Raw genomic sequence first — 25,596 nt, forward strand, 5'->3', positions numbered from 1 at the left:
CACCAAATGCCATGAATGTTCCTCATATTTTTGCCTATCTCATTATTTCTGTTTATCTTTTTGTGGGGATTCGTCAGGGTCAGAGTAAACTTTCCTAAATCCAGCAAAAAGCGAACTACTCAGTTCGCTTTTTTCACCTCCAATGCCACCAAAACACTCACCCCAAAAACACTAATCCATGCTGCTTACCTATAGAGTTAACCACCCCAACCAACCTACCCTTTATCGCCTGCTCAATAAGTGGGGTCAGAGTAAACTTTCCTGTCTCAACAAAAAAGCGACCCCAAAGGTCGCTTTTTCAACTCTATAACCACCAAAACCACTCACCCCAAAGCCAACAACCTATGCCCTCTTGCCACAGACCTAGCAACCGCATTAACCACAGCAACCAACCGCCCCTTTATCGCCAGCTCAATCCCAACACCAGCCTCAAGCAAGTCCGCAACCGCAATAAAAGCCGTGGTGTTTAAGCTCTCGCTGTCGTAGCAATAGGCGTAACCCGCCTCCACGATCCAGCTCTGATTCTTAGAGTCCAGAGACTTATCTTCCAAGCTCCTAACCAAGGTAAAATCGAAAGCTAAGATACAGGCTTCATCGCCATACCAATCTGCTTTCAGCGCTTGAAAGTTAATCCACATTTCAAGCTCAACCAGCAACGGCTTAAGCGAACTAGAAAAGCCGCTATCGGCACTAATCGTAATCGGAAGTTGTTGCTCTATATCAATCTTGGTCATCGGTATTTACCGTCACTTTTTCTGGTCTAGTTCTTACTTTATAGAGCTGATTCTGCTAGCTAATGCCATAGGTTGCAACCGCCAACCAGCGAAAGGTGATTCCAGTTTATCTTAAGAATATTTCGCTCCTATAGCATTTGTGGTTCCAATTGCCGGAAAAGTGGGGTCAGAGTAAACTAAAGTTATTCATCTATACTCATTAACATAGTGAACATTGCAAAGGGAACTTGCACATGTCTAGAAAACCGAGAGCCAACCCGATAGGTATACCTCAACATATCATTCAACGCGGCAACAACCGCCAAGCCTGCTTTACTTCAGAACAAGACTTTATTGCCTATACGAAAAAGGCAGGACAGCCATATCTTTTGTGCTTTAGCACATCCTCTACTAGGCTTTGTAGTACCTCCTCTTGGCCTAGTGTAGAATCGCGATTATGACCTCTGCTCGACGAACCTTGATAGACCCAGAATCGACTCCTTTCTATCACATCATAAATCGTTGTGTCAGAAGAGCATTTCTCTGTGGCGAGGATAAGCTTACAGGTAAAAGCTTTGAACATAGGCGTGGTTGGATTGTCGATAAAATCAAAGCGCTTTCAACTATCTTCTGTATCGATATTTGTGCCTATGCAGTCATGAATAATCACTATCATTTAGTCCTTAAAATCGACACAGACAAAGCTAAATCATTGAGTAACAAAGAGGTCATTAGTCGATGGTGTAAAATTACTAAAGGGCATTCTGTAGCAACCAAATACATGAATGGTGAGACATTAATTGAGGGTGAGCGTTTACTACTTGATGGATTATTAGCTGAGTGGCACCAGCGTTTATCGAGTATATCTTGGTTTATAAAAGACAGGACAGCCATATCTTTTGTGCTTTAGCACATCCTCTACTAGGCTTTGTCGTACCTCCTCTTGGCCTAGTGTAGGATCGCGATTATGACCTCTGCTCGACGAACTTTGATAGATCCTGAATCGACTCCTTTCTATCACATCATAAATCGTTGTGTCAGAAGAGCATTTCTCTGTGGCGAGGATAAGCTTACAGGTAAAAGCTTTGAACATAGGCGTGGCTGGATTGTCGATAAAATCAAAGCGCTTTCAACTATCTTCTGTATCGATATTTGTGCCTATGCTGTCATGAATAATCACTATCATTTAGTCCTTAAAATCGACACTGACAAAGCTAAATCATTGAGTAACAAAGAGGTCATTAGTCGATGGTGTAAAATCACTAAAGGGCATCCTGTAGCAACCAAATACATGAATGGTGAGACATTAATTGAGGGTGAGCGTTTACTACTTGATGGATTATTAGCTGAGTGGCACCAGCGTTTATCGAGTATATCCTGGTTTATGCGTTGCCTTAATGAGGAAGTAGCACGTAGGGCAAATCGTGAAGATGAGTGTACGGGGGCATTCTGGGAAGGAAGGTTTAAGTCTCAAGCCCTGCTCGATGAACAGGCATTACTTGCATGTATGATGTACGTGGATTTAAACCCTATTAGAGCAGGAATAGCAGACACACTTCAAACTTCTGAGTTCACCTCTATTCAAGAGCGTATTACCGAGTTAAATTCGCTTAATAGCAACGCCAGCAAGCCAACTACCCCCATCAAGTCCACCAATCAAGAACCAGAACTTGCTGTAGATGACCCATTTAAACCACTCGCTAAATTTGATGGTTCAACCCATCTTGCTAGTCAATCGGGGATCCCGTTTCACTTTTGTGATTACTTAGAGCTTATTGACTGGACTGGCAGAGCGATTCGACATGATAAAACAGGCGTCATAGATTCAAAACAACCTAAATTACTAAATGAACTCGGTATTGCACCTGATGCTTGGATAACCTCGGCCAAAGAGTTTCGTCGTCAATACAGTGGAGTTAGCGGCCGTTGGGACGCTATGTGTGAGTTCAAAAGGCAGCAGCAAAGCGGAAAGTGGAGCAAGGGAAAAGCTTGTAGTCATGCACTTCATCCGTCGCCTTAGTTAGTAGAGACATGAGCTAGCGACTCTAACCCAAAGCTAACAACCTACGCCCTCTTCCCGCAGAACTGGCAACCGCATTAACCACACTCACCAACCGCCCCTTTATCGCCTGCTCTATGCCCACACCGCCCTTTATAGGCGTAAGCAAGTCTGCAACCGCAATAAAAGCTGTGGTCTTTAAGCTCGCGTAGTCATAGCAATAAGCATAACCATCCCCCAAGACCCACTCTTTTCCCGCCGCAGCGCTCCCACTCTTTTCACTAACATCCAGCCCTTTATCTTCCAAGCTCCTAACCAAGGTAAAATCGAAAGCTAAGATACAGGCTTCATCGCCATACCAATCGGCTTTTAAGGCTTGAAAGTTGAGCCACATTTCCAGCTCAATCAATAACGGTTTCAGCGAACTAGAAAAGCCATTATCGGCGCTAATCGTAATAGGGAGTTTCTCTTGCATAGCCACTTCAGCCTTTGTCATTTCGTCTGTCGTCATTAGGTCTGACTCTGTTTATAAGCTAGATTTTGCTAGCTATTTCTACTCGATGCAACCATCAACTGTTCTAAACCCCAGCCAACAAAAAAAGCGACCAAAAGGTCGCTTTTTCAATTCTATAACTACCGGAAACCACCAAACTCACAGTTTCCGTAATTGCGTCGCTGGCGCAGATAAGACAATGAAGTTTGTCGTTTTCGCCGCGGAGTTGACTCCAGTCAATGAGCAGCGAAAACGTCAAACTGAGGCAGTATTATCAAGCCCAAGCAGCAATTATTCGTAGTCAGAGATTGGGGCGCATGAACACATTAGGTTGCGATCGCCAAACACATCATCAATACGGTTAACCGTTGGCCAGAACTTGTTCGCCTTCACCGCTGCCGTTGGGAACACGGCTTGTTCACGCGTGTATGGACGCTCATCGAACGCGCTATCCATGATGTCAGCTAGGGTGTGCGGCGCGTTGTGCAGTGGGTTGTTGTCCACTGGCCACTCGCCTGCTTCTACCTTGGCGATTTCGCCGCGAATAGACACCATTGCCTCGATGAATCTGTCTAGCTCAACCTTAGACTCTGACTCTGTTGGCTCAATCATCAAGGTACCCGCAACTGGGAAGCTCATGGTTGGCGCGTGGAAACCGTAGTCGTTTAAGCGTTTGGCAATATCCATCTCAGTTACGCCAGATGCTTCTTTAAGCGGACGTAAGTCGATGATGCACTCGTGCGCTACACGGTCGTTGCGGCCTGTGTATAGCACAGGGTAATGCTCAGACAGCTTCTTCATCATGTAGTTAGCGTTAAGCAGTGCCACTTGCGTTGACTGACGTAGACCTTTCTTGCCCAGTAACTTGATGTACATCCAAGTGATAGGCAAGATGCCTGCACTACCAAATGGTGCAGCAGATACTGCGCCGTTGTTGTCAGATTCTAGACCATGCTTAACTACCGCGTGACCCGATAGGAATGGCGCAAGGTGCTTTTTAACACCTATTGGGCCCATACCTGGTCCACCGCCGCCATGTGGAATAGCGAAGGTTTTGTGTAGGTTAAGGTGCGATACGTCTGCGCCGATAAAGCCTGGTGATGTTAGGCCTACCTGTGCGTTCATGTTAGCGCCATCTAGGTAAACCTGACCGCCGTGCTGATGAATAACTTCACAGATTTCACCGATGGTTTCTTCATACACACCGTGAGTCGATGGGTAAGTGACCATGATACAAGACAGGTTATCAGCCACTTCTGCCGCTTTTGCCTTTAGGTCTGCCATGTCGATGTTACCGGCTTTATCACAGGCGGTTACCACGATTTTCATGCCTGCAAGCTGCGCTGAAGCAGGGTTAGTACCGTGAGCTGATTGTGGGATAAGACAGATATTTCTGTGCGCGTCGCCACGTGACTCATGGTACTGCTTAATCGCTAGCAGACCCGCGTATTCGCCCTGTGCGCCTGAGTTAGGTTGTAGCGATACCGCGTCGTAACCTGTGATATCCACTAACCATGCAGATAGCTCTTCAAGCAACTGCGCGTAACCTTGCGCCTGATCTTGTGGGCAGAATGGGTGCATATTGCCAAACTCTGGCCATGTAATAGGTGCCATCTCAGTTGCCGCGTTAAGCTTCATGGTGCATGAGCCTAATGAGATCATTGAGTGGTTTAGCGCCAAATCTTTGTTCTCGAGACGCTTGATGTAACGCATCATCTCGGTTTCGCTCTGGTAGCGATTGAACGTTGGGTGCGTCAAGATGGCATCGGTGCGCACAAGTTCGCTTGGAATTGAGCTGCTGCCGTTAGCAATAATCGCTGCATCAAGAGCTGCAACATCTTGGCCGTGATCATCACCTAAGATAACCGCGATTAGCTCGGCAGCGTCGCTGCGAGTGGTGGTTTCAGACAAACTTAAACCCACAATACCATCGCTGTCGATGCGTAGGTTTAGGCCTGCGGCGACTGCGCGCGCTTGTACAGCTGCAACGTCTAAGCCTTTAATTGATAGGGTGTCGAACCAGGTGTTGTTCACTAGCTCAACGCCTTTTGCTGTTAGTGCAGCAGCCACGATATCGGTTAGACGGTGAATGCGCTCAGCAATGGTCTTAAGACCTTGTGGGCCATGAAATACCGCGTAGAACGATGCCATGTTGGCAAGCAGTACCTGCGCGGTACAGATGTTTGAGTTAGCTTTTTCACGGCGGATATGTTGCTCACGCGTCTGCATAGCCATACGCAGTGCACGGTTACCACGGGTATCTTGTGATGCACCGATAATACGACCCGGTAGTGAACGCTTGTACTCGTCACGCGTCACGAAGAATGCAGCGTGTGGACCACCAAAGCCCATTGGTACACCAAAACGCTGTGAGTTACCCAATACCACGTCAGCGCCCATAGAGCCTGGCGACTTAAGGATCACTAGCGACATGATGTCGGCTGCAACAGACACAAGTGCCTTTTTCTCATGCAGCTTGGCAAACAGTTCAGTGTGATCGCAAATTTGACCTACACGGTTGGTGTACTGAAACAGGGCACCAAATAGCTCGTAGTTAACCGCGTCCGCAGCTGGACCAACGACAACCTCAAAACCAAAGCACTCTGCGCGCGTTTTAACCACGTCGATAGTTTGTGGGAATACATCGTCTGCCACAAAGTAGATGTTAGCTTTTTTAGCTTTAGATACACGCTTAGATAGCGCCATTGCCTCGGCGGCAGCAGTGGCTTCATCGAGTAGTGATGAAGAGGCAAGATCAAGACCGGTTAAGTCCATAGACACTTGCTGGAAGTTTAGAATCGCTTCAAGGCGGCCTTGAGCAATCTCTGGCTGGTATGGCGTGTACGCTGTGTACCAACCTGGATTTTCAAGCACGTTGCGCTGAATAACACTCGGTACTTCAGTACCGTGGTAGCCCATACCTATGTAGCTCTTGAAGACCTTGTTCTTGTCGGCAATTTTGCGGATATACGCTAGGCCTTCAGCTTCGCCACATGAGTCGCCTACCGCCAAATCACGGTTTAGTAAAATTGCACCGGGAACGATTTGTGCGGTCAAATCTTCTAGTGATTCAGCACCAACAAAGTTAAGCATCTCTTGCTGCTGATCAGCACCTGGGCCAATGTGACGACGTAGAAATAATTCGTGCTGCTCTAACTGCGTAAGGGTTTCAGTGGTCATGAGTAACCTAGTTCCTATTTGCCAGTATCCTGCCTGTAGGGGGCGGTGCTACCGGTCTCTTTAGTTTAGAATTCGATTTATCTTTGGCATGCAAGCAATTGCTAGCCATATAACGAACAAAGCCCCACTCAGCGATGAGTTGGGGCTTTGTTTATCATCGACGCTTATTCGTCGTCGATAACTGCTTGATAACCTTCGGCATCAAGCAAATTGTCTAGTTCAGCAAGGTCGGTTGGCATGACGCGGAAGAACCAACCATCACCGAATGCATCGCTGTTTACCAGCTCTGGAGAATCTTCTAGTGCTTCGTTAACTGCGATAACTTCACCTGACAATGGTGCGTAGATGTCTGACGCGGCTTTTACAGACTCCGCGACTGCGCAGTCTTCACCAGCGTTAACGTCGTCGCCCACTTCTGGAAGCTCAACGAACACCATGTCACCCAAAAGCTCTTGAGCGTGCTCACTGATACCGATTGTGTAGCTACCGTCTTCTTCTTTACGAACCCACTCATGAGAAGAAGCATATTTAAGTTCAGCTGGGATATTGCTCATTGGTCTAAATCCTTATTCGATAGTTCTAATTCTGTATTTAATAAGAGGTTACACTGACTTGCCTATAAGGCTTATATCAATTTTTGCACCTTTTTTACATCATAAGTGCTGCGATTTCATCTACTTTTTAATGTTTGTGACATTGATTTTGTTCAACTGCGCAAATCAACAACTTTTATGTCACCGTTATTGCCAAGTAAACCTTAGCTAAACTTACGTTAATACTCTAGTTGAAGACTGTAACTGAAATCACAAATTTTACGCTATTGGCCCAATCCCTCAACTAACTGCATCAACTAACTCCATCAACTAGCTGCATCAACTAGGCCAAAACAAAACATTTTCTGAGCTAAATACGCAGAGATTTAGTGCTAATTCTAGGAGCCAGCGCGCAGTTGATAAGCATCAATGAGCACTGGCGACGCCAAAGTAGGACTAAATAGCCAGTATTAAGCCAGAAAATTAGAAGGCTTGCTTGCCATTGCGCACGAAAGACGGTGCAATCACTTTTACCGGTACACGCTTTTTACGCATTTCAACTTCAGCTACGTCACCAATGCTGCGCGGTACGCGAGCCATGGCAATTGAGTAACCTAGGGTTGGCGAGAATGTGCCACTGGTAATGGTACCTTGCTGCTCAACGCCGTCGCTGTCGGTAAAGAATACTGACATGCCGTGACGGATAACGCCTTTAGCGTCCATGATAAGGCCCACTAGCTTGTCGGTACCTTCAGTTTTAATCTTTTCTAGCGCTTTGCGACCGTTAAAGTCACGCTCCGCTGGTTCCCATGCCACAGTCCAGCCCATGTTAGCAGCTAGTGGGTTAACGCTTTCGTCCATATCTAGGCCGTAAAGGTTCATACCCGCTTCTAAACGAAGCGTGTCACGCGCACCTAGGCCACACGGCTTAATGCCTGTGTCTAAAAATGCCTGCCATAGTGCTTCAGCTTCATTTTCAGGCACGATAACTTCGTAGCCTGTTTCGCCGGTGTAGCCCGTGGTTGCGATAAATAGTGAGTCAGCTTGTACACCAAAGAATGGCTTCATGCCTTCGATTGCTGCGTTTTGCGCATCGTTAAATACCGTAGCGGCTTTTGCCTTAGCATTTGGGCCTTGAACGGCGATCATCGCCAGCTCTGGTCGCTCGGTCACTTCAACGCTGAAACCGTTAACTTGCTCGTTAATCCATGCTAGGTCTTTTTCGCGGGTTGCTGAGTTAACAACAATACGGTACTCGGTATCTGATAGATAATAAGTGATAAGGTCGTCGATAACGCCGCCGTTATGGTCAAGCATACCGCCGTATAGCGCCTTACCTGGCACTTTAAGCTTAGCGACGTCGTTGGCTAGCAATTTACGTAAGAAGGCACAAGCATCATCACCAATCACATCGACTACGGTCATGTGAGAAACGTCGAACATACCCGCGTCTTGACGAACCGCGTGATGCTCTTCAATTTGTGAACCGTAGTTAAGTGGCATGTCCCAACCATGGAAATCTACCATTTTGCCGTTCGATTCTAGATGCTTGTTAAAAAGTACAGTTTTGTTAGCCATTTTTATCCCTTTTTGGGGTCTTTTAGTCTGCTGCTGATACCGGCTCTTTATAGAGAGTACTATGTAGGGTACTCGAGCAATCTACTGGCATCAGATTAATGTCGTCGTATTAAAATGCGGCGAAATTATACCTTGAGACTCGACTTTGTATACAAAAGAATTTTCTAATCCGAACAGTTTTGTCATTAGTTTTTCTCATTATAAATTTGTGAAATCTTCACACAAAAATAGCCCGCAACAACAAAGGCGAGGCAAGCCAATGAAATTAAAGGCTTATCTAGACCGAACTAATGAGTCCGAATTGTTAATTTTGTTTGCGCTTACACAGTGCCGGCAAGTTGTTCTTGCTGCCTAACGCCTGTTGAATAAACAGTGTTTTCAATGGCGCAAAATTATCAACGATATTTAGGCCAAGATCACGAATGGCTTTTTTTATCGGGTTGCTGCCTTGGAACAACCTTTTAAAACCTTCCATTGCCGCTATCATCTCTAGTGCCTCGGCTTTACGCCAACGCTCTAAATCACGTAGATGACGGTAATCGCCAATGTCTTTACCTTGCTGTTTAAGCTCGCTCACCACCTCGACTATGCTGGCGGCGTCTAGAAAACCTAAGTTTACCCCTTGGCCTGCAAGCGGATGAATAGTGTGTGCAGCGTCGCCCGCTAACACTAAGCGCGGCCGTGCAAAGTGACGTGCGTAACGCATACGCAGTGGGAAGGATTGGCGCTCACTCTCAAGACTGCACATGCCTAAACGGCCATCAAAGGCGGCGGTTAATGCGCGCTCAAAGCTCACCTTATCTAATGCAAGTAACTCGTCTGCTTTCTCTGGCGATACTGACCAGACAATTGAGCACAAATCTTTTTCATATAAAGGCAGAAAGGCTAATGGGCCTTGTTTGTCGAACACCTGCCTTGCTGTATCACCATGGGGCAGCTCGGTGCGAATCGTGGCCACTATCGCGTGGTGGTTGTAGTCCCAGAAGGTCATGGGGATCTTGCACTGCTCGCGCACCCATGAGTTAGCGCCGTCGGCAGCAATAACGAGCGCGGCACTTAAGCTGTCGCCATTATCTAAGGTTAACCAGGCTTCGCGCTCGCCAAAGGCGATACGCTCTAAACGCTGGTTTTCAATATAGGTTAACTCACTAAATTCTGATGCACGCTCAGCCAGTGCAAAGGCGATGGCGTCGTTCTCGATGATCGAGCCAAGATGAGTTTCGCTTAGAGAATGCGCGTCAAAATCAATTTTACCTAGGCTGTCTTTGTCCCACACTTGCATCTTTTGGTAAGGACTCACTCTTGCTGCAGCCAAGTAAGGCCAAGCACCTAAATTAGTTATAAGCTGTTGGCTGGCTTTATTAATAGCGCTAACTCTAAGCTTAGGCGCGCCTGATACCGCATGGGTTTGGCCCGCATCAATCACCACGACTTTAATGCCTTCCATCGCCAAGCCTATGGCCGTAGCAAGGCCAACCATGCCCCCACCAACGATAGCAACATCATAAGTTTGTGTGCTTAACATCTTTTACCCTTACTCATTAAACGTTCGGTTATATGATCCATTAACAATGCGTTAGCGGTTAATCCAGCCCATTGCTTTTTGCGCCACGGGTGTTTTAAGTGGCGGAAACCATGACAATAATCGCAGCCCTAAGTTGCGGCCTATCACCAATGGCCAGTGATCATTGGAAAATCCACGCACTAAGAACTCAATGTTGTTCATTGTGCTTTGTCTGTCGGCTGTGCGGCGCTCAAGGTAGCCGTGGGTTACAGTCGTGCTGCCGATATCGACAGCTGTGCCAGCCGTGTTAGTCAGCACTTGCTTGAGCACATCAATTAGGCATACCACATCACGCAGACCTAAGTTAAAGCCTTGGCCCGCTATCGGGTGCAGGGTTTGCGCCGCATTGCCTAAAAATATCGTGCGATGGTAAATCGGCCTTGGCATATACGACAGCATTAACGGATAACTAAAACGCTCACCAATATCGATAAAGCGCCCCGCACGATAGCCAAAGGCTTGCTGCAGTTGCTCAATAAACTCGGTTTTTGGCGCCGTTAATAGCTGCTCGGCGTCATCCTCTGGCATTGCCCACACCATAGATAAGCGTGACTCACTTTTACTATCGGCCATGGGCAGTAAGGCTAATGGCCCATTTTGGGTAAAGCGCTCATAAGCCCAACCTTGATGCGCTTGCTCGGTATGAATATTGGTAATAATGGCGCGTTGACCAAAATCGACTTGCTCTAATGGCAGCTTAAAGGCTTGGCGCACTTTTGAGTTAAGCCCGTCGGCAGCAATTAATAGCTTAGTTGAGATCTGCTGACCGTCTTCAAGCGTCAGGAGCTGCGCGTCAGTTTGTGCATCGACACGTTGCAGTTTAGCGGGGCAATATAGCGCCACATGGCTCTTTTCAAGCAGGCTAAAGAGTTTATTACCCACGGCTTCAAGCTCAACCACTTGACCTAGATATGGCAGATGCAGTGACTCACTATTTAGCTCGGTCATGCCAAAATTACCGCGTTCGGACACATGAATGTTTTTAATTGGCGTAGCTAATGAGTCGAGTTGTTGCCACAGCCCTAGCTGCTTTAACTGGAATATCGAGCCATGAGAGATGGCTATTGAGCGCGCATCAAAGCCTGGGTGTTCGCTACTGGGTTTGTGCGCTTCAATCAAGGCTATTTTGATTGGAGCATTAAGCGGTCGCTTGAGAGCATCTGCGCCGCTATTGAGCTGTTTAGACAGGGCGTCGAGCCCTAAGGCGAGTGTTGCCCCAGCCATTGCGCCGCCGACAATTGCGATATCAACATGATGAATGTCGGTTTGCACTGCGTGCGCATCTTGCGAGTCTTGCAGAGCGTTGACTGTCGTTGAGTCTTTGTTAGGAGCCGTCATGGAATGTATTAACCCAATAACAATAAATAGGTGATGTTGCCGATACAAAAACCGCCATGCAACTCAGTGCGATGGCGGTATACGGTCTAGTGTGAGTTAGTGAAGAACACCGACATCGATTGGCTCGTCGTCATCAACCGCAGGGCCAAACTCGGCGTAGCACATTAAGGCTGCCATACGAGTGAACTCCATTAGCTCGATGAATGCAGCTTCTGACTCTTCGTCTTCACCAACATCAAACTCGACTTGGGCTATTTCAGACAGGTCTTGGATGACTTCACGCACATCAAGCGGTGCCTGATTCAGTTTTGGTTGGATAATCGCAATACCGGTTAAGAAACTTTGCACCCATAAAGATAGGGCTTCGACACGCTTTGACAGCGACTCTTCCTCTTCTGGAAGCATTGGGCTAAAGCCAAAGTCGGTATCTGATAGGCGGGTAACCGCATCTTGATACAAGTCTTCAATCATGACTTGCAGCTCTTTGGGTAGCGCTTGACCGTCGTTCATCAGCTCAAGTAAAGGCTGAGTCCAGCCCGATGCATTTTGCTCAACACCACCACAAATGAGTCCGACGAGTGCACCATGAACTTCGACTGGGTGCTGACCAATTTCAGCGGCGTTAAGTGCAGCAAGTAATTTATCCATGTGCAATGTAGGGAGGCTAGCCATAAAGTGTTATCCAATCACAAAATTTACTATTGTTCATGCTAGCAGAAGTGATGGGCTCGACCAAGAGTCGCCACCATAAAGTCGCTAAAACTTTGTGGGGTTAGCCACAAATGCTGCAATCATACTCAGCCACGTTATCCTTATTAGCGACAAAGCCGTTAATGTTAAGTGTCTACCATGCTGTAAAGTTTTCGATTAAGTGAAATCGAATCTAGCGATTAGCTCTATGTTTGTACGCCAATGGCGATCTAAACAACAATTAATCTAAACTCGGGCAGTTTGCGCGTTGATCGTGTTGCACTTTGCTATTGAGACCGATATAGTCCGCTCAAGTACACGGTTAAAGGATTCTTCTCGGGATGAGTAGCAAGGCGATTGAAATTACCCTTATGGGTAGAACCTACTCTATTGCTTGTCCACAAGGACAAGAAGCTGCGCTTAGGCATGTGGCTATCAATCTCGAAAAACAATTAACCTCGCTTAAAGCACGTACTAACAATATTAGCCGTGAAGAAATTGCCATTATGGCAGCATTAAATATCGGTTATGAGCTGTTAGAAGAACAGCAAAAGAATCAAGATTATATCAAGCAGATGGACAATAGAATCGGTCTGCTACAGTCAACCATTGAAGATGCACTCGTTGAGCGCACTACAAAAGCTGACGAAAAGTCGTTATAATAGAGCTTGCTTAACAAGCAGGTGTTAACCGTTTTATCGTAAGCCCATTTTAGTCACCCGACTGGTTTACGAACACAAGTTTTGCTCCCTGGGATATTCGCTAGCTGGTAATGTCCCTGTGCCGATAATTACAAACCCAGGGTGAATGTTTTACTGACATTGTGCAAGCTCGGCTCGTACCGAGAAGCCTTAGGAGGTATTCATTTACCCGCCTTGAACCTACGGTTCAAGGGCTACACCAGCGGTCGGTATTCTGGGGAGCAATTTAATTATGAAAAAGCCATCGTTAGCAATAACGGTGGTTTTTTTTATTTGCGCATTGGTGATACCGACCTGTCGGACTCTCTATGAAGAGAGTGCGGGGAGCAATTTAATTCTTACATCAAGCCACTTTGTCGATGACTGAGTGGCTTTTTTGTTTCTGCGCATTGGTGATACCGACCTATCGGACTCTTTATGAAGACGTTTGATAAAGAGAGTGCGGGGAGCAATTTAATTTCTAGGTCCTAGGTCCTAGGTCCTAGGTCCTAGGTCCTAAAAATATTGAGCCACTTTGTCGATGACTGAGTGGCTTTTTTGTTTCTGCGCATTGGTGATACCGACCCGTCGGACTCTTGATAAAGAGAGTGCGGGGGCTTCTATTGGTCCTAGATCCTAGGGCGCTTCGCTTCGAGGACGGGCTTCGCCCTTCTAGGAAAAGCAAAAGAACAAGACAAAACCAAAACAGAAACAGAACTGCTCAGTGCTTTTCCTAGAATCTTATTTGTAGGTCGGCATTTATGCCGACAGACCTTGCGCATGAGGTTAAAATTGATGGGCTAAAGCCCAACCTACAAAAATATATCTGCTTTTCTCTAACGCTTTTGTCGGCTTTAAACCGTCATGGCTTGTATCGTCTTGGCCTATACCTTCTTGGCTTTAACCGTCTCAGCTTGAACCGTCTCAGCTTGAACCGTCTCAGCTTGTATCGTCTTGGCTTATATCGTCTTGGCTTACACCTAGATCCTGCTTTACCTAGTACCTTACTTTCTTTGTGATAAACTTCATCGCTCATTGAATGGAGTCTTTTTATGCTGCCAAAATCAGAGCTATCCCCTAGCAACGTCGATACACAAGCTTCCCGTAAGGCGATTCGTTCGCTTGTACGTGAGGCGCGCCGTTCATTATCTGAAAAGCAGCAAAAAGATGACTCTATAACCGCGGCAAGTAGGGCAATATCACAGCTTGAAAAATACAGGCCAAACAGTGTGGCTCTTTATCTTAGCAATGACGGTGAGCTCGATACTAAACCGTTAATCGAGGCGCTTTGGCAACAAGGCATCAAGGTTTATTTACCTCGATTACACCCGTTCAGCAAAGGTAACCTGATCTTTTTACGCTATGAGCGAGACTCCGAGCTAATAAAGAGTCACTTAGGTATTTGGGAACCAAAACTTGATATTACTCAGATGCTGCTGGCGCATCAGCTTGATGTGGTGATCACCCCGCTTGTCGCTTTCGATCTGCAAGGCAACAGAATGGGCATGGGCGGCGGCTACTATGATAGGACTCTTGCTAACTGGCAGCTTAAGGGTAAGCCGTTACCCATAGGCTATGCCCATGATTGCCAGTTGGTCGACGCCCTTCCCTGTGAACACTGGGACGTAGCATTGCCATATATTTTCACACCTAGCCATAGCTACCAATTTTAGCAATACGCGCTTTAGACTAATTGCTGCTGATAACAGGCTGTTTAACGCTTTTGGCTATATGTTTCACTCATCGCGGCTGTGAAAACAACAGCTTAAAATCACCACTTACCCCCTAAATATATTCCACGCCACTTTACCTTTTCACTGCCTATTTCAGTGATGAGGTAGGACTATACTTAACAGCACCTTTTATTATTTGGACAGCGATTATGAGTGCTGAAAATAACTGGTCGCTAAACATGCACCAGATTGAAACCTGTAACTGTAATCACGGTTGCGGCTGTCAGTTTGATGGTTTTCCCGACTTTGGTTCCTGCGAGGCGTTACTCGGGTTTAAGGTCAATCAGGGGCATTACAATGACGTTAATCTCGACGGGTTAAAGCTTGTTCTCGCCATAAAGTGGCCCGCCGCTATCCATGAGGGCAACGGTACTTGCATCTTATTTATTGACTCGAGTGCAACTGATGAACAAACCTCAGCGTTAGCCAGCATATTTACGGGTGCTGCCGGTGGTATGCCGCTAGAAGCCTTGGCTACGACCTTTACCACGCTTGTTGGCCCAGTCATGGTCGATATCAATATGGATACCAGTGAAGACAATGCTTCTTTCGATGTTAACGGGGTTATGCAGGTTAAGCAGAAACCATTGATGAACCCTGTCACTGGCGAGGAGCAACACGTGCATATCACCTTTCCTGACGGAGGATTTATCTGGAACGATGGCCGAATTGGGACCACTGAAAGTATGTGGATCGAACATGATGCGCTTAGCTTTAACCATGCGGGTAAATTTGCCGCTAAAGCCAATGTACAATGGCCTAATGGATAAATCGCGTTACTGCGGGAATATTTATCTAATAGAGAGGTTGGTAAATGGTCAATATCTCGCAAATAACTCATCACCTCCACTCTCCAGTCACTTGGGCTAGCATTATCCTGCTTACAGGCTTCAGTTGGTATTACATGCTGTTTGATATGACCATGGTGATGTCACCGCACTGGCATATTTATGAACTAACCATGGTGTTTATCATGTGGGCCGTAATGATGGTAGGCATGATGATGCCTTCAGCCACTCCGATGATTATGTTGTTTGCCAAAATCAGCCGTACTCGTAAGCAAAGAAATGCAGAGTTTGTCTCTTCTAATCTATTTATTCTCGGTTACCTACTAATATGGAGTTTGTACAGCCTTGGCATCACCCTTGTTCAGTGGCAACTACATGAACTGGCGCTAATGACCTCTATGATGCAGAGCGGCAACTCTATTTTCAGCGGTATTTTATTGATTGTTATTGGCATCTATCAGATCTCGCCCTTGAAACAGCAGTGCTTAAACCACTGCCGCTCACCGCTTAATTTTCTTATGACCCAGTGGCAAGAAGGCAGGTTAGGTGCCATCAAGATGGGGCTCAAACACGGTTTTTATTGCGTGGGCTGCTGCTGGCTACTAATGGCGCTATTGTTAGTTGTTGGCGTGATGCATATTGGTTGGATTTTAGCGCTGTCGATTCTGGTTTTACTCGAAAAAGTCGTTCGCTGGCCCGAAGCTATCAACCTCAGTATTTGTCTGGGTTGCCTTGGATTTGGGGGCTACTTATTGGTGGGTTAAGAAGCGCTTCACTGTTGTCGTAAAAAACGGACCATAAAAAAGAGCTCAAGGGCTCTTTTTTATCTTATATAGATGATGGTTAAACCTGCCAGTCTATTGGCGCTTCGCCTCTTGCTTGTAATAGCTCATTGATTTTTGAAAAGTGCTTACAGCCAAAATAACCGCGATAAGCCGATAACGGCGATGGGTGTGGCCCTGAGATTATCTGATGCTGTGGTGCGTTAATAGCTTTGCCCTTTTTAATCGCGTGGGCGCCCCAAAGCACGAAGATTATCGGCTGAGCTTGCTGATCCAGTAACTCAAGCACATTGGCAGTGAAGGTTTCCCAACCCGCTTTAGCGTGAGAGTGTGCCTTGCCCTGCTCGACGGTTAACACCGTGTTGAGCATCAATATTCCCTGCTCAGCCCAGTGACTCAAGTTGCCATGTTCTGGAATAGTAAAACCATCAATATCTGTTGCCAGCTCCTTGTACATATTCACCAGTGACGGCGGCGTCTTAACTCCATGTTTAACCGAGAAGCACAAACCATGAGCCTGCCCGGGGCCATGATAAGGATCTTGGCCTATCAGCACCACGCGCACCTTACCCAGTGGCGTCGAATCAAATGCAGCTAGCACTTCATTCTCTGGCGGGTAAATGACCTTGCCCGCAGCGCGCTCTGCACTGACGAAGTCTTGTAAAGTTTGAAAGTAGCTTTGCTGTTGCTGCTCTTTGATAAAAGAGGACCAGCTAGAATGCTGCGCCATGACTAAACCTTGATGTAAAATTTGCCTAAGCTTAAAAGGTCAGCACAAGGCTTGCAATCACCACCTTTAAAAATGCCAATATTAGCGCCTTAGTGACAGCATCATCGACCACAAACCTTGCTAGTTACACCGCAAAACTCAACAATTTCGCCTCTTAGCCTCTATTAATCCCGATAATGACTAACGCCTACCCATCAGCATTAAAATGAGTATTAACAATGTTATTAAAAAGTGTCAGTGGTAATATAGCCACTCTTTATACTCTTGGACGGCAAACGATGTACTATCCAGCCCACTCTTCTAAACAACATTCTGGCTTCACGCTGATCGAACTGGTTGTGGTTATTATTATTTTGGGCATTCTGGCCGTTGTTGCCGCACCTAAATTTTTAAGCCTGTCAGAAGATGCGCAGGTCGCTCAGGTTAAAGCAACGGGCGGCGCCTTTAAGTCTGGCGTCGATTTAGCTAGAGCCGTATGGGCGGTGAAAGTCGGTGACGGCCCCGCTGAAAACCTGCCAGTATTTGGTGACTCTGATGATAACCACGTCGACTTTAATGCTAACGGCTGGCCTGCGCAGCATTATTACACCGCCGATGAAGCCTCGCCTCAGTTAGATAACGTAGAAGACTGTATATCAGTATGGCAAGTGCTATTTCAAAACGGTGAGCCTACCATTTCTAAGTCTGGCAGCGCCGATGAAACGGACTACAAGGCAACTTATGACCGTTCCGTTGCAGGTGTTTGTGTCTATCACTACACAGATAACGCCCATTTATCGATTACTTACGATTCGAATAATGGCAGCGTGTTGGTGGACTCTGATCCCAGCAGCTAGTATAAATAATGCTAGCTTAGGATAAAGCAACACTCAGAATTGGAATAACGGATTAGTTCATGATTAGAAGCACAACACCTTCTGGCTTTACTCTCATTGAGATGGTTGTCGTTATCATCGTTTTAGCGATCTTAGCTGTTATCGCCGTGCCTAAATTTATTAATCTAAAGCAAGATGCTGAAATTGCTACTGTAAAAGCCACTGGAGGCTCCTTTAAAGGGGGCATTAGCCTAGCCAATGTCAAGTGGGTATCAAAAGGAGCGACTGGGCCAGTAGATAATCTGCAAGTCTTTGGTGATGGCAGTAATGGCCAGCTCGATATCAACCAGTGGGGCTTTCCGGCGCAGAACTATCCGCCATTTGAGTCAAGCTCAAGGCTCAATAACGTTGCAGACTGCATGTCGGTATGGCGCACTGTATTACAAGATGCGCCAGTAGTTTCGAGTAATACAAATACTGCAGATGCTGAGTATTTGGCAACTTACATTAACCCTGACCAATGCCGTTTTTTCTACCTTCCAGATCAAACCATGTCTATCTATTATGACTCCCGCAACGGCAGCGTTATTACCGATTCAGATCCCAATAGTTAATAACAATGATTTATTAACGGCTAATTTAAGTTAGAATCGAGTCCTATCCTAAGTAAACAAGAGCAAAAGCAAGATGTCAGAAGCTAAAAAAGAAACCACAATTTTTGAACTAGCCGATCAATTCATTGCATTGGCAAACGAACTTGCAGGTAAAGAGCAAGATGTCGGTAAAGTCGGCACAGCTATGCGTTTCGCTGCATCGCGCTTCAACGCATTTGAAGCCTCATTAAAGTCATCAGATCTTGCTGCAGAAAAAGACAATGCTCTTGAATGGTTTACAGATGAATACAAGGCCATGCTAAAGGACAATCTTGAAGACCATATCAAGAACCCAGTGCAATCGCGTGAGCCTGAACCAGCTAAAGATGATGCCGTACAGGTATTTAACTCTTAAGCTATGCTAATGAGAATTAGTGACTAGTGTATGAAACGCTAAACCAAAAAACGCCATCAATTTGATGGCGTTTTTGTATTTATGCCGGAGCTGTTTATATCGTCACCAGCACACGTACCGCCAATAAAATAAGCACGACACCAGACAGCTTATCAATCAACGCAGCTTTTTCTCTTAACTTAGGTAGCACTGCCGAGTGAGACAACAACAATGCGATAAAGGTATACCACAAACCATCGACGACCAACGGCGTTAATACGATGAGCGCTTTGCCCGTCATGCTATCAGCCACCATCACAAACTGACTAAATAACGCTAAAAAAAACAGCATAATTTTAGGGTTAAATAGCGAAATAGCCAGTCCATCTCGCGCCGCGGTGAGGGCATCTGTCGACTGACCGGCTGCAAGCTTTTCTGACATACCACCTTTTGAGCGCAGTGCCTGAACGCCCATATACGCTAAATAAAGCGCGCCAAGAATTGCAATGCCATTAAACACCATAGGCGCTTGTTTAAGTACGACTGCTAAACCTAATAAGGTCACTAACGCATAGACACCGATGCCGATAGAATGTGCCCAAGCGCAGACAATACCTTTGTCTCTGCCGCCGCCTAAGGTATGCCTAACCACCATCGCTAAGCTCGGCCCCGGTGACATTGCGCCCAAACAGCAAATTGCTAATAAGCCTAGCCAAGTGCTAACAGTCATCTTTTTCCTCTATTATTTTTATCATTTATCTTATTTATTACTCATAAAAGTACTCATCAAAAGTACTCGTCATCGTTGAGTAAGGGCTTTAATCGCCACAATATACAGCATCAACAGCAACAAAGCCGCTTGTGCTTGACTAAGGTTATGCCAATAAATATCTGTCTTACTCAGGTAATTTTCATCAAACTCATGCAATATGTCTTACTTTATCTCTTTTAAACACGATCCGGCTCATGTCAGTCGAACCGTTATTAAGCTAATTTCACGGAGTATTAATGACCAGCATCTCTGTTTCTATTCTGATTTTTTTCACGCTAATTTGTATCGTTATCGCATCGCTCATTACACTAAAAATTAAGGGCCGAGTCATTCCTAACGGCGTGATAGTGGTGATGGGATTTATGGCGATGTGCGTTGGGGCTGTGTTTGGCTTCCTCAATTATGGCGAAGACTATGACGCTTATAAGAAGCTCAACTGGCAGACCCTAACCCCTGCGCAAATTCAACCACTTGTCGACGATGGTTATACCGTGTTTGTGGATATCACTGCCGACTGGTGCAATATCTGCTACGCCAATAAAATAGGCGTTACCCATAGAGAGAAAATCGTGAATGCCTTATCTGACAATAAGATTATTCTTATGCAGGGTGACTGGACCGAGCCCAATGTTGTGGTCGAGAACTACATGCAAACACAAGGACGTGGCGGCACGCCGTATAATAAAGTCTATGGCCCTGGCGCACCTAACGGCGTGATATTGCCCACTCAGCTCACCATGGAGTCGGTACTGCAAGGACTCCAAAAAGCCAAAGGCTAAACCAGAATTCCCCTTTCCCTTAAAAACAGGTCACGCGATATCGTGACCTGTTTTATTTCTGATATACTCCATTTATCTAATATTGACTCGTTAAGCCCTATATGTCTGCCATCAATCTCCAAGACAACAATAATCACGACGACTTTCTTCCAGAAAATCAACTGATCCTAAACGCGGTCAGTGAAGGTATTTATGGTTTTGATTTAGACGGTAACGCAGTATTTATTAATCCTGCTGCTGAGCAAATGACCGGCTGGAAGTCGCATGAATTGTTGGGTAGAAATATCCATGATTGTCATCACCATAGCCACAGCGATGGTAGCCATTATCACAAAGATGATTGCCCAATTTATAACACTCTCATTGATGGAACCGCTCGTGAAATATCTCACGAGGTATTTTGGCGTAAAGATGGCAGCAGCTTTCCGGTGCACTACAGCTCAACCCCGGTATACAAGGACGGAAAGCTGATTGGCGTAGTCGCGATATTTCGTGACATTAGCATTCAAAAGCAAACTGAACGCTCTTTACGTCAAGCTTTAGAGCAAGTACAAGCCCTGTCTGAAAAGCTATCTTTCGAGAATCAATATCTACAGTTAGAGCTTGCCGATCGTACTGGTGATGTCGAGATCTCTGGTAGCAGCCAGCCAATTAATGAACTTATTCAACAGATTAAGTTAGTCTCTAATACTGAAAGTACGGTATTGATTAGCGGAGAAAATGGCACAGGTAAAGAGTTGGTAGCGCGTAACTTGCACCGCTTAAGTAACCGCGCCGACAAACCACTTATCAGTGTTAACTGCGCCGCTTTTTCAACTGCACTGTTAGAAAGCGAGCTATTTGGTCACGAAAAAGGCGCCTATACCGGCGCCACCAGCCGTCGAAAAGGCCGCTTTGAACTCGCCCATCAGGGAACCTTGTTCTTAGATGAAATCGCAGAACTTAGCCTAGAAGCGCAATCAAAACTGCTAAGGGTTATTCAAGAGCAAGAATTTGAACGCGTCGGCAGTAGCCAAACCATTAAGGTTGATATCCGCCTAATCACGGCAACACACCACGATTTATTGAAGCGAGTAGAGCAAGGCTTGTTTCGTATGGATCTGTATTATCGTTTAAATGTATTTCCAATTGTTGTACCACCTCTCAGGCAGCGTTTAAGCGATATCCCTGAATTAGTGAACCATTTAATTGAGGATTTAAACCGTAAACTCGGTAAAAAAGTCCGCCACGTTAGCCAAAAAGGCATGCAAAAATTGATGCTGCATGATTGGCCCGGTAACGTACGCGAGCTGCAAAATGTACTGGAACGCGAGATGATCTTGTCTAACGGCACCATACTTGAGCTAGCTACACTGCCAACCATACTTGAGCCAGCGTCAGTATCGGCTGCAATAGCGACTAACCAAACACTGCAGCACGTTGAAAGACAGCACATTATGAATGTACTCAAGCAAACCCAATGGCGGATCTCTGGGGCCAGTGGCGCAGCAGCAATACTAGGGCTTCCGCCGAGCACCTTACGTTCGAGAATGAATAAACTTGCTATTATTCGACCAATTTAACTGCCGTCCCCCCCCTTACAAATCCATTTGCAGCCAATGAGACACGATATATCACCAACTCGCGATATATCGCGTCACGCTCTTTATCGGTAAATCAGTTTTACCTTTAAAATCAATGATTAAACCAAAATGCAGATTGGCCTAATGTTTGCTATATCTCTTGCAAGAACCCGTTAATAAAAAGTGCGCGGATGAACAACGAACGCGCCTAGTAGAGAAGTTGAATGCTAAATAATAATGCTAATAACCCTGTAGATAGCACAGATACGTTTGCGACAAAGCAACGGATCCCGGTCAAAATCATCACGAGTACCAGTGCCAACAGTAAAATCCATATTCGAGAGCAGAAAGGTTACTTCCAGCGAGTTCGCACCAGTATGAATAGCCTGTTAGTTGCGCTGTTTTTCCTGCTGCCATTTATCTCTTATAACGGTCGTCAGGCTATTTTGTTTGATCTTAATGAGCAGCAGTTTATCTTTTTTGGCACCACCCTTTGGCCACAGGATTTTACCATTCTGGCTTGGGTATTTATTGCCGCCGCTTTTTTACTGTTTTTCATCACCGTTTTTTGGGGGCGAATTTGGTGCGGTTATTTGTGCCCACAAACAGCGTGGACCTTTATGTATGTCTGGGTCGAAACTCGCATTGAAGGCAATCGCAATAAACGCGCCGCCTTAGACAAAGCAACATGGAATGCTGACAAGCTGAAAAAACGCGCTTTAAAACACCTGGTTTGGGCTGCTATAGCCCTGCTTACTGGTTGCGGTTTCATTGCTTACTTTGTACCAGCTCGCGAACTCTATGTTGATATTTTTAGTTTTAATGCCAGCTTTTGGGTCACCACTTGGGTGTGGTTCTTTGGCATTTGTACCTATTTAAATGCAGGCTGGATGCGCGAACAGATGTGTTTGCATTGCTGCCCTTACTCGCGTTTTCAATCAGTGATGTTCGACGCCAATACTAAAACAGTGACTTACAATGCCGCTCGAGGTGAAGACCGCGGCCCTCGTAAGCGTCATGAGACTAGCTCATTAGGTGACTGCGTAGACTGTAACTTATGTGTAGAGGTGTGCCCAACAGGTATCGATATTCGTAACGGCTTGCAGTACGAATGCATTAACTGTGGTGCCTGCGTTGATGCTTGTAACCAGACGATGGCTAAGTTTGGTTATCAAACTAACCTCATTAGTTACAGCAGTGAAAACGCGATTGCAGGTAAACCTGAGCCGTTTTATGAGTCGTACAAATTTATAGGTTACGGGATTGCCGCCATTATTATGCTCACAGTCATTGCAATGGATATTTATAGCCGCAATAACATTGAGCTTAATGTACTACGTGACAGGCAAACTCTTTACCGTGAAACACTCGACGATAAAGTCGAGAATAGCTTTACTCTTAAAATCCGTAATAAGACGCAGCAGGCGCGGCTCTACCGCATTTATGTTTCAGGTAATAACGGCTATCGCTTAATCGGTGACACTAATTTAAAAATCAAACCTGGTGAGCAACTCGATTATCCCGTTACGGTTATTGCCGAACCCGCTAAGCTAACAAGCAGTCGAAACGACATTACATTTACCGTAGCTGAGCAGCACAACCACGGCCAAGCATCACAGCAATCGAGCTTCTTCGCGCCGCTTTAAGCTTAAGCTCTTGGTTTTAAGCTCTTGGTTTTAAGTTCTAGGTTTTAAGTTCTTGGTTTTAAGTTCTAGGGCGCTACGCTTCGAGAGCGCAGCGCTTCTAGAACGGACTTTGTCCTATAGGAAAAGTAAACACATATAAACAAAGCACAAACCCGTTATTTTCTGTTTTCCGTGGCAGTTTATATCATCTTTTATTTACCCTCTCTGCTTACCCGCTATTGCGCTCACTTTACGTTTAGAGTAAAACCCTCGCTTTACAAGTCGATAGGCATCGACTCAATGGTACGACTTCATAGGCAGACATAAGCCCGCCCCACTAAAGCGGCTTATTGCCATTATCCATCACAGCATTAACTTTCCAAAAGGCAGAACCTTTCTTATAACCTAGAGTTCGCTTGCAACATTTAGAGTTAAAACTCTAAGGTATACATAATGATACATACGTCGAGCACTGAAATTAAATAAAGTAATTTATTGCAACTGTTTGCGTTTCAACCATTGACCTTAGACCATCATCCACACTAATCTAAACGCCTGTTTGATTTTTATAAGCATAATAACAAACACCATAAACATAACAGTTAAAGGGTATTTCAATGGCTTACGATTCAGATCCAACACTAGACCTCTCACGCTACGCATCACTCATCGATTTGATTGAACTTGCCAGTGCCCGTTATGGTGATAAAGCGGCTTATTCATGCTTAGGAAAAGAAACCTCTTTCAACGAGATTAATCGATATTCACGTCAATTTGCGGCGTACCTACAACAAGAAACGAACCTAGTTCAGGGCGATAGAATCGCAATCCAACTGCCAAATATCACCCAATTTGTTATCGCCGCTTATGGCGCGATTAAAGCGGGCCTAGTGCTGGTTAATACGAATCCTTTATATACTCAGCGTGAGCTAATCCATCAGTTTAACGACTCGGGTGCTAAGGCTTTAGTGGTGCTGTCAGACCTATTACCGACCTTAACCGAAGTGATTGCTAGCACTGAGATTGAAACGGTTATTTCGACCCATGCCATGGACTTAATTGCGCCGCAGCCACAACCTGAGGTACCGTTTGCCACAGTACCTTTTTGTGATGTGTTGACCAAAGGCGAAACACTGACCTATGTTCCCGTGATCAGCGTGCATGATCAAATTGCCGCGCTGCAATACACAGGCGGTACCACAGGTTTATCGAAGGGAGCGATGCTGACACACCGTAACTTGATTGCCAATGCGATGCAGATTAAGTCACGCCTTGGTAGCAAGATTGTTGAGGGCGAAGAGGTTTTTGTGGCGCCGCTGCCTGTGTACCACATTTACGCGTTTATGGTGAATCTTGTACTCTATTATGAGCGCGGTGGCTGCTCGGTGCTTATCCCAAACCCGCGTGATATTGCTGGGTTAATCTCTACCCTATCAGCGTATCCATTTACTGGTTTTGCCGGACTCAACACCCTGTTTGTTGGCTTGTGTCATCAACCCTCATTTCAAGCGCTTGATTTTAGCCACTTAAAAGTGACAATTTCTGGTGGAACCGCGCTGACTCAAGCTGCGGCTTCGATTTGGCAGCAAACCACAGGCTGCACAATTTCAGAAGGTTATGGCTTATCAGAAACTTCCCCGGTGGTCTCTCTTAACTCACCAGGGCTTGAGCAGCTTGGCACCATAGGTAAACCTGTGATTGCAACTCAAGTAAAAATCTTGGATATGGACGACAACGAGGTCGCTATTGGTAAGACGGGTGAGCTGGCGGTCTTTGGACCACAAGTCATGCTAGGTTATTGGAATAATCCAGCAGAAACCCACAAAGTGATGACCAGCGACGGCTACTTTAAAACCGGTGATATCGCGATAGCCACTGAGGATGGCTTTCATAAAATAGTCGATCGCAAGAAAGACATGATTAACGTCTCCGGCTTCAATGTATACCCTAATGAGGTCGAAGACGTGCTTTCTAATCACGATGCTATTTTAGAGTGCGCCGTAATTGGTGTAAGCAGTGAGCACAGTGGTGAAGCTGTAAAAGCGGTTATTGTACTCAACGAACCTGATAGCGATATTGAAGTCACTAAAGCGGATATCGAAGCTTATTGCCGCGAGCAACTTACCGCTTATAAGGTGCCGAAGATTATTGAGTTTGTTGCCGCCCTGCCAAAATCGACCGTCGGTAAAATCCTGAGGCGCGAGTTACGCAAGTAACTCTCTTTACTGCTATCGCCAATTAAAAAGGATCCAATG

At 45.8% G+C, this 25,596-nt stretch carries 22 protein-coding genes, 1 other RNA gene and 1 pseudogene; 14 read left to right on the forward strand and 10 right to left on the reverse strand.

Translation table 11 applies throughout. The features are described 5' to 3' along the window. Positions 1-323 precede the first annotated feature (323 nt). On the reverse strand, positions 324-734 hold the full coding sequence (locus ACVBIL_RS14205; RefSeq protein WP_447167625.1) for a hypothetical protein: 411 nt from the start codon (positions 732-734) through the stop codon (positions 324-326). 436 nt (positions 735-1,170) lie between these two features. On the opposite strand from ACVBIL_RS14205, the pseudogene ACVBIL_RS14210 reads away from it, so the two are divergent. Continuing rightward, positions 1,171-1,593: pseudogene (locus ACVBIL_RS14210) on the forward strand (alpha-amylase family glycosyl hydrolase); the annotation flags it as partial. 87 nt (positions 1,594-1,680) lie between these two features. Then, a complete protein-coding gene (locus tag ACVBIL_RS14215) occupies positions 1,681-2,733 on the forward strand; it encodes a transposase (RefSeq protein WP_447167626.1) in 1,053 nt (350 codons plus the stop codon). Positions 2,734-2,758: 25 nt separating this feature from the next. On the opposite strand, the gene ACVBIL_RS14220 is transcribed toward ACVBIL_RS14215, so the two are convergent. The 7 genes from ACVBIL_RS14220 to ACVBIL_RS14250 all read right to left on the reverse strand — a co-directional run bounded on the left by ACVBIL_RS14220 (position 2,759) and on the right by ACVBIL_RS14250 (position 12,070). Beyond that, the gene (locus ACVBIL_RS14220) at positions 2,759-3,223 is read right to left on the reverse strand and encodes a hypothetical protein (RefSeq protein WP_447167627.1); all 465 of its coding nucleotides are present in this window, start codon (positions 3,221-3,223) and stop codon (positions 2,759-2,761) included. Between the two features lie 273 nt (positions 3,224-3,496). After that, positions 3,497-6,385, reverse strand: coding sequence for an aminomethyl-transferring glycine dehydrogenase (gene gcvP / locus ACVBIL_RS14225; RefSeq protein WP_447167628.1), 2,889 nt, complete (start codon positions 6,383-6,385; stop codon positions 3,497-3,499). Positions 6,386-6,549: 164 nt separating this feature from the next. Beyond that, a complete protein-coding gene (gene gcvH, locus ACVBIL_RS14230; protein WP_447167629.1) occupies positions 6,550-6,939 on the reverse strand; it encodes a glycine cleavage system protein GcvH in 390 nt (129 codons plus the stop codon). A 462-nt stretch (positions 6,940-7,401) separates the two neighbouring features. Beyond that, positions 7,402-8,496 (reverse strand): glycine cleavage system aminomethyltransferase GcvT, encoded by a 1,095-nt coding sequence (gcvT, locus tag ACVBIL_RS14235; protein ID WP_447167630.1) that lies wholly within the window; start codon positions 8,494-8,496, stop codon positions 7,402-7,404. 304 nt (positions 8,497-8,800) lie between these two features. Next, on the reverse strand, positions 8,801-10,021 hold the full coding sequence (locus tag ACVBIL_RS14240; protein WP_447167631.1) for an FAD-dependent monooxygenase: 1,221 nt from the start codon (positions 10,019-10,021) through the stop codon (positions 8,801-8,803). A 51-nt stretch (positions 10,022-10,072) separates the two neighbouring features. Further along, positions 10,073-11,398, reverse strand: a complete 1,326-nt coding sequence (ubiH, locus tag ACVBIL_RS14245) for a 2-octaprenyl-6-methoxyphenyl hydroxylase (protein ID WP_447167632.1) — start codon at positions 11,396-11,398, stop codon at positions 10,073-10,075. A 96-nt stretch (positions 11,399-11,494) separates the two neighbouring features. Continuing rightward, positions 11,495-12,070: a UPF0149 family protein gene (locus tag ACVBIL_RS14250; RefSeq protein WP_447167633.1), complete on the reverse strand. Its 576-nt coding sequence runs from the start codon at positions 12,068-12,070 to the stop codon at positions 11,495-11,497. A 359-nt stretch (positions 12,071-12,429) separates the two neighbouring features. On the opposite strand from ACVBIL_RS14250, the gene ACVBIL_RS14255 reads away from it, so the two are divergent. The 5 genes from ACVBIL_RS14255 (at position 12,430) to ACVBIL_RS14275 (ending at position 16,053) form a co-directional block, all read left to right on the forward strand. Beyond that, positions 12,430-12,750: a cell division protein ZapA gene (locus ACVBIL_RS14255; RefSeq protein WP_447167634.1), complete on the forward strand. Its 321-nt coding sequence runs from the start codon at positions 12,430-12,432 to the stop codon at positions 12,748-12,750. Between the two features lie 82 nt (positions 12,751-12,832). Next, positions 12,833-13,014: non-coding RNA, 6S RNA (gene ssrS, locus ACVBIL_RS14260), on the forward strand. A gap of 806 nt (positions 13,015-13,820) precedes the next feature. Further along, positions 13,821-14,441: a 5-formyltetrahydrofolate cyclo-ligase gene (locus ACVBIL_RS14265; RefSeq protein WP_447167635.1), complete on the forward strand. Its 621-nt coding sequence runs from the start codon at positions 13,821-13,823 to the stop codon at positions 14,439-14,441. A gap of 209 nt (positions 14,442-14,650) precedes the next feature. Next, positions 14,651-15,271 carry a DUF1326 domain-containing protein gene (locus ACVBIL_RS14270; protein WP_447167636.1) on the forward strand — a complete coding sequence of 207 codons (621 nt, stop codon included), beginning with the start codon at positions 14,651-14,653 and terminating at the stop codon, positions 15,269-15,271. A 44-nt stretch (positions 15,272-15,315) separates the two neighbouring features. Next, complete coding sequence (locus tag ACVBIL_RS14275) at positions 15,316-16,053, forward strand: DUF2182 domain-containing protein (protein WP_447167637.1); 738 nt, start codon at positions 15,316-15,318, stop codon at positions 16,051-16,053. 79 nt (positions 16,054-16,132) lie between these two features. On the opposite strand, the gene ung is transcribed toward ACVBIL_RS14275, so the two are convergent. Continuing rightward, positions 16,133-16,801, reverse strand: coding sequence for a uracil-DNA glycosylase (gene ung, locus ACVBIL_RS14280; RefSeq protein WP_447167638.1), 669 nt, complete (start codon positions 16,799-16,801; stop codon positions 16,133-16,135). Positions 16,802-17,079: 278 nt separating this feature from the next. Here ung and ACVBIL_RS14285 point away from each other — a divergent pair, with 278 nt between their 5' ends. The 3 genes from ACVBIL_RS14285 (at position 17,080) to ACVBIL_RS14295 (ending at position 18,624) form a co-directional block, all read left to right on the forward strand. Further along, entirely contained in the window at positions 17,080-17,637 is a 558-nt protein-coding gene (locus ACVBIL_RS14285; RefSeq protein ID WP_447167677.1) for a type II secretion system protein, read from the forward strand. Between the two features lie 59 nt (positions 17,638-17,696). Then, positions 17,697-18,230 (forward strand): type II secretion system protein, encoded by a 534-nt coding sequence (locus tag ACVBIL_RS14290; protein WP_447167639.1) that lies wholly within the window; start codon positions 17,697-17,699, stop codon positions 18,228-18,230. Positions 18,231-18,303: 73 nt separating this feature from the next. Continuing rightward, the gene (locus ACVBIL_RS14295; RefSeq protein ID WP_447167640.1) at positions 18,304-18,624 is read left to right on the forward strand and encodes a DUF3144 domain-containing protein; all 321 of its coding nucleotides are present in this window, start codon (positions 18,304-18,306) and stop codon (positions 18,622-18,624) included. Between the two features lie 94 nt (positions 18,625-18,718). Here the strand turns inward: ACVBIL_RS14295 and ACVBIL_RS14300 are convergent, their stop codons facing one another. Then, positions 18,719-19,333 (reverse strand): LysE family translocator, encoded by a 615-nt coding sequence (locus tag ACVBIL_RS14300; protein WP_447167641.1) that lies wholly within the window; start codon positions 19,331-19,333, stop codon positions 18,719-18,721. A 278-nt stretch (positions 19,334-19,611) separates the two neighbouring features. Between ACVBIL_RS14300 and ACVBIL_RS14305 the strand changes: the two genes are divergently transcribed. From ACVBIL_RS14305 to ACVBIL_RS14320, 4 genes are all read left to right on the forward strand, one after another. Then, positions 19,612-20,154: a thioredoxin family protein gene (locus tag ACVBIL_RS14305; RefSeq protein WP_447167642.1), complete on the forward strand. Its 543-nt coding sequence runs from the start codon at positions 19,612-19,614 to the stop codon at positions 20,152-20,154. Between the two features lie 101 nt (positions 20,155-20,255). Beyond that, entirely contained in the window at positions 20,256-21,716 is a 1,461-nt protein-coding gene (locus ACVBIL_RS14310; protein ID WP_447167643.1) for a sigma-54 interaction domain-containing protein, read from the forward strand. Between the two features lie 224 nt (positions 21,717-21,940). Beyond that, the gene (gene ccoG, locus ACVBIL_RS14315) at positions 21,941-23,362 is read left to right on the forward strand and encodes a cytochrome c oxidase accessory protein CcoG (protein ID WP_447167644.1); all 1,422 of its coding nucleotides are present in this window, start codon (positions 21,941-21,943) and stop codon (positions 23,360-23,362) included. 596 nt (positions 23,363-23,958) lie between these two features. Next, complete coding sequence (locus ACVBIL_RS14320; protein ID WP_447167645.1) at positions 23,959-25,557, forward strand: AMP-binding protein; 1,599 nt, start codon at positions 23,959-23,961, stop codon at positions 25,555-25,557. The last annotated feature ends 39 nt before the right edge of the window (positions 25,558-25,596 follow it).

It is taken from the genome of Shewanella sp. 125m-7 (assembly GCF_052977045.1).

Bases quoted from the DNA above. Each gene is read 5' to 3' on its own strand.
- ACVBIL_RS14205 (WP_447167625.1), bottom strand. From the start codon at position 734: ATGACCAAGATTGATATAGAGCAACAACTTCCGATTACGATTAGTGCC.
- ACVBIL_RS14215 (WP_447167626.1), top strand. From the start codon at position 1,681: ATGACCTCTGCTCGACGAACTTTGATAGATCCTGAATCGACTCCTTTC.
- ACVBIL_RS14220 (WP_447167627.1), bottom strand. From the start codon at position 3,223: ATGACGACAGACGAAATGACAAAGGCTGAAGTGGCTATGCAAGAGAAA.
- gcvP (WP_447167628.1), bottom strand. From the start codon at position 6,385: ATGACCACTGAAACCCTTACGCAGTTAGAGCAGCACGAATTATTTCTA.
- gcvH (WP_447167629.1), bottom strand. From the start codon at position 6,939: ATGAGCAATATCCCAGCTGAACTTAAATATGCTTCTTCTCATGAGTGG.
- gcvT (WP_447167630.1), bottom strand. From the start codon at position 8,496: ATGGCTAACAAAACTGTACTTTTTAACAAGCATCTAGAATCGAACGGC.
- ACVBIL_RS14240 (WP_447167631.1), bottom strand. From the start codon at position 10,021: ATGTTAAGCACACAAACTTATGATGTTGCTATCGTTGGTGGGGGCATG.
- ubiH (WP_447167632.1), bottom strand. From the start codon at position 11,398: ATGACGGCTCCTAACAAAGACTCAACGACAGTCAACGCTCTGCAAGAC.
- ACVBIL_RS14250 (WP_447167633.1), bottom strand. From the start codon at position 12,070: ATGGCTAGCCTCCCTACATTGCACATGGATAAATTACTTGCTGCACTT.
- ACVBIL_RS14255 (WP_447167634.1), top strand. From the start codon at position 12,430: ATGAGTAGCAAGGCGATTGAAATTACCCTTATGGGTAGAACCTACTCT.
- ACVBIL_RS14265 (WP_447167635.1), top strand. From the start codon at position 13,821: ATGCTGCCAAAATCAGAGCTATCCCCTAGCAACGTCGATACACAAGCT.
- ACVBIL_RS14270 (WP_447167636.1), top strand. From the start codon at position 14,651: ATGAGTGCTGAAAATAACTGGTCGCTAAACATGCACCAGATTGAAACC.
- ACVBIL_RS14275 (WP_447167637.1), top strand. From the start codon at position 15,316: ATGGTCAATATCTCGCAAATAACTCATCACCTCCACTCTCCAGTCACT.
- ung (WP_447167638.1), bottom strand. From the start codon at position 16,801: ATGGCGCAGCATTCTAGCTGGTCCTCTTTTATCAAAGAGCAGCAACAG.
- ACVBIL_RS14285 (WP_447167677.1), top strand. From the start codon at position 17,080: ATGTACTATCCAGCCCACTCTTCTAAACAACATTCTGGCTTCACGCTG.
- ACVBIL_RS14290 (WP_447167639.1), top strand. From the start codon at position 17,697: ATGATTAGAAGCACAACACCTTCTGGCTTTACTCTCATTGAGATGGTT.
- ACVBIL_RS14295 (WP_447167640.1), top strand. From the start codon at position 18,304: ATGTCAGAAGCTAAAAAAGAAACCACAATTTTTGAACTAGCCGATCAA.
- ACVBIL_RS14300 (WP_447167641.1), bottom strand. From the start codon at position 19,333: ATGACTGTTAGCACTTGGCTAGGCTTATTAGCAATTTGCTGTTTGGGC.
- ACVBIL_RS14305 (WP_447167642.1), top strand. From the start codon at position 19,612: ATGACCAGCATCTCTGTTTCTATTCTGATTTTTTTCACGCTAATTTGT.
- ACVBIL_RS14310 (WP_447167643.1), top strand. From the start codon at position 20,256: ATGTCTGCCATCAATCTCCAAGACAACAATAATCACGACGACTTTCTT.
- ccoG (WP_447167644.1), top strand. From the start codon at position 21,941: ATGCTAAATAATAATGCTAATAACCCTGTAGATAGCACAGATACGTTT.
- ACVBIL_RS14320 (WP_447167645.1), top strand. From the start codon at position 23,959: ATGGCTTACGATTCAGATCCAACACTAGACCTCTCACGCTACGCATCA.